This is a genomic window from Roseateles sp. P5_E11 (assembly GCF_054049355.1).
Genome location: NZ_JBFUMO010000255.1, coordinates 1 through 7,990 on the forward strand (window position 1 = coordinate 1; position 7,990 = coordinate 7,990).

General features: G+C 63.9%; 1 protein-coding gene. It reads right to left on the reverse strand.

The genetic code is table 11. The features are described 5' to 3' along the window. The coding region (locus ACXJKR_RS18155; RefSeq protein ID WP_457324009.1) for a hypothetical protein at positions 1-7,847 on the reverse strand (7,847 nt) is incomplete at its 3' end. Positions 7,848-7,990 lie beyond the last annotated feature (143 nt).

Consider the following 7,990-nt stretch of genomic DNA (forward strand, 5'->3'; position numbering starts at 1 on the left):
TCGTAGCCCTGTTCGGTCTGCGCGTGGAGTGCGTTCTCGAGCAAGCGCACGTCCCCGAAAATGTCAGTGAGCTGCTTGCTTTGGCCATTGTCAGCAGCCCATTGAATGCGATTGCCGTCGCCATCGCCGTCGTAGTGGACCTTGCTCTGATGCTTGTTGGCGTCGGTGCTGACGGTCAGGCGCCCAAGCAGGTCGTATCCATACTCGGTGAGGGGGCGGATACGGCGGATAAAGCCGTTTTCCATCGTCTCAAACGTCTGGGGGTCCGTCTTCTTGATCAGCTTGCCGAGGGTGTTGTAGACGAACTCGGTTTTCACCGCACTGGCGTCGACAACATACGGGCTGGCGCCCTTGAGGCCGCTGGCGGTACTGTTGTAGAACGCGACCTGGGCCTGGGCGCGCTCCAGCACGCGCTCATCAAATTCCGAGGCGACCTCGCCGAAGGCATTCCAGGTCTGGAAGCGCTTGACCTGGGCGTCCTTGGTGATGGACACCACGTTCTGTTTGATCTCCCAGGGCTTCTCAAAGGAGCCGCCCACCTTCATCACGCCGCGCGTGACGATGTCGTTGCCGGCTTCGTCTTTGACCGGCGTGCCATTCGTGTCCTTGCACAGGGCAAGTTGGATGTTGTAGTTCTCTTCGCCATTGATGGATCGGCCGTCGAAAGGCTTGTCCCAGGTGTACTGGAAGTAGCCCGGTAGCGGCGTGCTGACCCAGGCACCAAGCAAGTCAACCGTCACTGGCAAGCCGGTTGTCGTCGACGTATAGGTCACCCGCATATAGGTGGCATCGCTGCGTCCCGCAGACCCCTTGAAAACGATGGGCTGCAGCGGCACGCGCTCCTGGTAGGACGAGGTGGGCACCACCACGCCCGACTTCACGACCTGGAAGGCGCCACCGCCCTTACTCAGCATGGCGGCGCTGGCGTTCTTTGCTTCGTAGGTGTACTCGTACTCCGCGTAGGGAGCGCCCCCGGCCGGCATCAAGCCAGAGGCGGGCAGTCGCAACCGGTTGCCGTCAATGATCAGGCCATTGCCGCGCGTCACGGTGGTCCAGGCGCTGTTCGAGCCCTTCACGCGGTACTTCAGCGTGAAGTCGGTCGTGTTGGCGGGAGGGGTGAGGGTGAGGTAGTCCGGGATGGAGTCCGGAGTCATCGAGGTTTGCGTGACTCGGCCGTCCTGCTCAACAAAATAAGCGCCAATGCCCTTGGCCACGACACTTTCATTCGCGTCCACCGCCTCGTAGTACATGTACCACCAGCCGGTTTGATTGCTGTAGATCGGCCAGTTGAAACTCCACTGGGAGGCGCCACGCCCTGTCCATGGAGCTAGGTTCTGAAGACTTGGATTCCTAGGGTCACCTCCCGGAATCAGATGCAACAATGAAAGCCGGGTCGCGCCGGGCAAAGTGACCGCCAGCGAAGGCGAATTCACCGGCGTCGCGGTGAGATTCCGCAGCGACGCATAGCCGTTGGCGTAAAGGTCGATCTGACCCGTGTAGTTAGTATTGAGTGCGGTGTAGGACAGCGCGACGGTGCGCATGCCGCTGGAAGGAATGAAATCCTGCAGGCTGATCAGCGTGTCGGCGCCGGTGTCAAAGCGCCGCAGGTCCAGCGGCGGCAACGCTGAATACTGGCCGTTGGCAGGATCCCTGAGTTCGATCGAACCCGAAAGGCTGACGGTGTTCACGCTGAGCTTCACCCAGGGCAGGTACCTGGTCTGCGCAGCGGCCGTGCTTCCTATGTTCTGGGTGCCATCACATCCTGCCTGGCATGTGCCGCTGCCATAGCCCACGGGGTTCTTGCGATCTTGCGTCGTGGTGAATGAGGCGTAGACGGTGTATGTGTAGTTGAGCGAGCGCGTAGTGAACTTGTTCACTCCCAGCGCAGCGCCGTCGAGCTGCGACCAGGGAATGGAAAAGACGGCATTTCCTGGTGTGCCGCTGAGCGTGCCCGTTACCACATAGCCATTCAGCCGCATCTCGACCGTGATGACCGTTTGGCTGCTCAGGCCGGGGGAATAGGCAACCGGTATATCCAGCGACGGGTAAAGCACCGTCATGTCGGACACCTTGTCGCGGTCCAACGCGGCGACGCCGTTCGTCACCGTGTAGGTCAATCGATAGAAGGTCCCGTCTGCCTTTGCGATGACAAGGGCCCACTGTCCATTGGCCCCGCTCCCCGCAGGCAGGGCAGCCGACTTGTTGCCGGTAATGGACACGCCCGTCCAGTCGCCTTGACCCGGCCTGCGGTAGTAGACGGTGCCATTGCCGCTGACCCCAATAAATGCGGAAGTGAAGCTGAGAATCGTCGCACTGGCGTTGCTGTTACCGTCCAGGCTGACTTCGGCCGCACCCGTGTGCACTGCGCCCTCTACCCAGGACCGGCCCATGGTCGCTACACCCGGCGCGGTTGGCATCAGCGTGCTGGCGGTAGCGCCACTGATGGGCGCAGCATAGAAAACGCCGCCTGAGCCCGCGATCTCGGTTGGCAAGATCTTGACCGGATCGGGTTGAGCGACCGTGATTGCACCGTACAGGTCGGTCAGCTGCTTGGTGAAGGCACTCGACAGCGTCGTCTGATCCTTCAGATAGCTGATCTTGATGTCGGCCGTCTTGATCAGCAGGTTGCGATTGTTGTAGGCGCTAAAGCTGTGGATGAGTGTGGCGTCTACCGCCGCCGCATCCAGCGACACGGTACGCAGATCGATGCCCGTGCTCGTGATCTGTCGCGTGGCATTGCCGTTGCGGTCGTAGATATAGAGCTTGGTGACGCCGTCGCCGCTGTTGCTGCGCTCGATCTTGCCAAGCACGTTGTAGTCGATGCGCTCCTGCCAGACGTCCGTAGTGCCCAGCCCCCGGGCCTCAACCTGCCCGAAGGCGTTGTAGCGCGTGCGCCGCACCTCGCCGGTGCCGATGTCGCTGGCCGTGGTTACGCGCCCCAGGGCGTCGTAGACATAGGTCTTGATGACGTTGTGGGTCGCGCCATTCGCGTCGCTCACATTGATCGTGACGCGGCTGGGCTGGCCGTTGGTGCCGATGGCGTAGCTCGTCAGGTTGCCGTTGGCATCGACGATGCCAGTGAGGTCGCCGTTGCGGTGGTCGTAGCGGTACTTGGTAACGCGGTCCTGGGCCGAAGTCTCGCCTAGCTTGACGATGCGGGTGACAGCGCTCAGGCCGTCGTACCGGGTGTCCGTCGTGGGCTGGACATCGGTGCCTCGGTAGTCCTTGAAGACCGGCGCGATGCGCTGGGTCTCGCGGCCCAGCAGATCGAACTTGACGGTGGTCTCGTTCCATCCGGTGCCGCCCGTGCCGGCCCCCACGTACTCGCGCGTCAGGCGCACCGCGTCCAGGCCGTTGTAAAAGTATTGCGTGCGGGCCGTCTGCGAACTGGTGCTGATGTTGCCACTGGCGTCAACGACGCTCGCAGCAACGTCCAGCACGCGCTGCTCGGTGACCCGGCCCAGGCGGTCCAGGTCATATTCCGTCTTGCGGCGGTCGATCGGGCTCAGGTACCCCAGGATGCCCACCGGGTCGCGCAGCGCAGCATTCCTGGCGAAGTCATCCTGGCGCACGTATTGCGTTGAGGTCAAGGCTCCGGCGTAGCGAGTCTGGCTCGTGGCGGCCATGAAGTGGCGGCCATAGTCCCAGGCAGTGGCGTAGCCTTCCTGGTCGATGCTCAGGGTCTGGCGGCCCAGCTTGTCGTAGTACCGGTACACCGAATTGCCGCGCGCATCCGTGTCCTGCACGATGTTGCCGCTGGCGTCGTAGGCCAGCTTGCGCACCTTGACGACACCCGGCGTTTGCAGGGCGGTCGTGAAGTTGCTGTCGTCGCTGCCGGTGGATTCCCAGTAGCGCATGCCGACGACCTGGACTTCGACCATGCGGTTGAGCTGGTCGTACAGGCGCAGCGTGGTGCGGTCCTTGCCAGCAGTCGTGACCGCCGCCGGTGGGGTGCCCGTTGCAGCGGGCATGGTCACGACCTGGGCCAGAGCCGTCTCGGTGAAGACGTTGCCGACCGCGTCCAGCGTGTAGGTGGTGTAGGCGCCGTCCGGCGCGATGCGGGCAACGACGTCGCCGCGCGAGTTGTAGTAGGTGAGACTGCGGCTGCCGGTACCGCTGACGACACCGCTTCCGGACCAGTTGCCGCGCCGCACCACCTCGATGACGCGGCCCAGGCGGTCGTAACCGGTGTAGTCCACCGGCGTGTAGGAGACCGTGCTGCCGTCAGCGTTGACGGCCGTGTAGGCGCGGCCGATGCGGTACACGAGGCGGTTCGCTTCGTCGTAGCGCATTTCCGTGACGCGCTCTTCAGGCAGGCCGACGGCCTCGGTCGCCTTGACGCGGTTGCCGCGACTGTCGTACTCGTAGGCGTTGGTGACCTTGATCGCAACGCCCTGCGCATTCTTGGCCTCAGCGCCCTCCTCGTTGGTCGAGGTTACGGGCAGGGTCTCTTGGGTCAGCCGGCCGAGCTTGTCGTAGCTGTAGCTGGTGACGCCGCCCAGCTTGTTGATCGCCGCGTCGCGTTCGCCGAAGGCGTTGAGCGAGCCGGACGCGCCCTCGGTATAGGTCTCGTTGTCGCTGTTGGCCCATTCGGTCCGCGTCAGCAGCCGGTTGGCCTTGTCGTAGCTGGCGGACGCCACGCTGTCCAGAGCGTCGTTGGCCGCATAGGCCACGGGCTTGCCGGCCACAATCCCTGACACCTTGGCGTCCACGTGCCGGGAACTCTGAAGGTTGCCGAAGGCGTCGTAGGAGTAGACGGTGAGATAGCTTTCAGCGTCGATGCTCTGGACCAGGCGGTTGGCCTTGTCGAAGACCTGGTAGCTCTTGTTGCCACGCGGGTCGGTGATGACCGATGCGTTGCCGAAGGCGTCGTATTCGGTGACGGTAATGACCTGGTTGTAGGTATCCAGGTACTGCTTGAACCGAATCACGCGACCCATCAGGTCGTAGGTGAACTCGGTGGAATAAATATTCTTCAGCGTTTCTTTCGCGCCCTCCGAGACGTCGCTGAGGGCCTCCATATAGCCCAGGCGTTTGCGCTCTGCGCGCTCCCAGGCCGTATCGCCTGTGGTGAGCGGCACGACGCGCGGATCGACGACCCACTGCAAATTGCCGCGTCCGTCGTACCGATACTTCGTCGTGGCCGCAGCAGCGCTGCCCGATGCGACCGTCATCTCGGTGCGCTGGCCTGCAGTGTTGTAGCTGTAGMTGGTGATGGTCTGTTCAGCCAGACCCTCCGCCTGAGTCACGCTCTTGACCCGCCCAGCTTCGTCGTAGGCGGTGACGGTCCTCACGCCATTGTCGGATTCGACGCTGAGGCGGCCGGCCCGGTCGATCTGACGGCCGAAGGTGGCGACACCCGTCCGATTCATGGCCGCGATCGCGCTGGCCGTGGGCGTGCCGCTGAACGAGAGGCGATCAACATACCGCCGAGTGATGACAGTGCCGCTGGCGTCGTCGTAGAGGGTCTCGGTGACGTAGCCTTCGGCATCGACATGGAACTGCTCACGACCGGCGCTGTCGTAGAGGAAGTAGTCAATGCGATCGCTGCTCAGCGCAAGCGTGACGCTGGGGTCAACACCGTCGGCCAGCGGCAAGGTGATTCGGTTGGCGTAGCGGCTTTGCTTGACGACGTGGCCGTTGCGGTCGTACTCGAAGCGGCTGACGGCACCCGTCGCATCGACGCTGTAGGTCAGGCGGCCGATGGCGTCGTAGCGGGCGTAGCTGTGCTGATTGAGCGGTTTTTCGGTAAGGCCAGCTGCCTGCGCGGCCAACGCGTCCACGGTCGCTGCCGTTGGGCTACTGAGCTTGGTTTCGTAGCGCACGGTCTCCACGACCCGGTTGGCCTTGTCGTAGATGCGCCGGCTCACTTCGCCGGCCGCATTCACGCTGTAGGTGAGCCGCCCGTCCTTGTCGTAGACGAAAAGGTTGACAGCCTCTCCACCGTCGATCAATGCATTGATCTTGGTGCTGAGTGCGCTGTCGAGGTCGGTCGCCCATCCCGCGCCCAGGCGGGTGGGCAGTGCAAGCGTGGCCTTGAGCTGGCCCTTGTCGTAGACGTTGCGGGTCACGGCGCCCGTGCCGTCGATGCTGTCCAGCAGCCGGCCCGCGCCGTCATAGCGGTAGCGCCCGACCACTTCGTCCAGCGCGTTGCGCTTCACCAGCACGTGGCCGGCCGCGTCGTACTCGTAGCGGGTGCGCAGCGCGATGCCATTGAGGTCGACGATCTCTTCTGTGCGGTTCCCCAGCGCGTCGTATTTGTAGTCGGTCCGGCGTGCCGCTGCCGTGCCGTCGCCTTCGATGACGGTGAGCACGCGGCTCTGGGCGTCGTAGCTGTAGCTGGTCCTGAGCTTGAGCCGCTTTGCGGCGACTTCAGGCGAGTCAGTGGCGTTGACGGGGTCAATGACGACCTCTTGAAGCTCCCCTTTGGCGTTGAACGATTGCGTCGTGACGGTACCCCGCGGGTCCGTGATCTCGACCCGGCGGCCCTGGCCGTCGTACTTGTAGGTGGTCACAAGCTGCTGCGCCCCGGGGTTCACGGTCTGCGTGAGCATCCGGTCGGCCGCGTCGTAGCTGTAGCCCGTGGTGACGGCGCTGCCGTCGTCGGTCGGCAGCGCCGTACCGTTGGACTTCAGGCCATGGATGACCTGGGTGAGGTTGTCGTTGAGGTCGTAGGTGTTCTTGGTGACATTGCCGGCTGCGTCTGTCGTAGTCAACAGGTTGCCGTGGGTGTCGTAGGCGTAGGTGGTGGTGCCAAAGGCATCCGTGACCTTGTAGACCTGGCCGTGGCGCGTGGTCTCGGTCACCACCTGCACGCCCTCCTCGGTCGTCATCGTCATCGTGCGAGCGACGGCGTCGTAGGTGTAGCTGACCGTGTGGTTGTTGCGATCCTTGCGGCTGACAACGCGCTCCAGCGCGTCGTAGGTGGTGGTGACGTCTCCCGCCGGATCGCTCACCGTCACTTGCCGGCCATTGCCGGTGTCGCGCAGGTATGTGTAGTTGGTGGTCTGGTTGCGCTCGTCGATGCTGTACTGCAGGCGGCCCAGGGCGTCGAAGTAGGCCTGCGTGGCGACGTTGCTCACACCCGTGCCGCTGAACTCACGCCGCACGGCGTCGCCGCGACGGTCGTAGGTGTAGGTCGTGGTCAGGCGCCGCAGGCCTGACGCCGCCGTGCCCGTGTCGGTGATGGTGTTGTCGACCTGGCCGAAGGCGTTGTAGCTGGTGTCAGTCTTGTAGCCCAGCGCGTCGATGGCCTGCTGGATGAGGCCGCGGCGGTTGTAGAGGACGGTTTGCTTGTTGTCCTTGGCCCCGTTGGCCCCGCTGGCCAGCTGCGTCACTTGCTCGGCGAGCGTGGCGGTGGTAGCGCCGCCGGCCAGCCCGTTGGCGATGGCCGTGCCCAGGCGCTGCGCGTGTGTGACCGTGACGGCGAGTTCGTTGAAGTTGCTGTAGATCGTCTCGCTCACCTCGCCGCCGAGCAGGGGGTCGATGAGGATGGCGTATTGCTGGCGACCCTGGGCGTCGTAGTAGTAGACGGTCTTGGTGCCGCGCGCGTCGGTGGTGCTGGTCTTGCGGCCGGCGGCGTCGTAGGTGGCGGTGACGCCCGTCGCATCGCCTTGCAGGCTGGTGGTCTGCACGCGGCCCCAGTCGTCGTAGCCGATGAGCTGGGTGCGGGCGTCGGGCTGGCTTTCGGCCCGCGTGACGCTTTGCAGGCGTTGGAGGTTGTCGTATTGGTAGAGGGTCTGGGTGCCGTCGACTGCCGTCTCGCGCTGGAGCAGGCCGAGGGTGTTGTAGCTGCGGCTGGTCTTGAGGGGGGTGCCGAGGCCTGCGCGCAGGGTGTCGAGGGGCACAGTTGCGCTGCCACTTCCAGAGCGAACGAAGGTGAAGCACGCGGGGCCGTAGACCGGGGTAGGTTGTCCTGTCGGGACGTGTGTTACCGGATCAATGGGCGGGGGCAACACGTTGACTAAAGCGATCCCGATGGGTTTCGCAC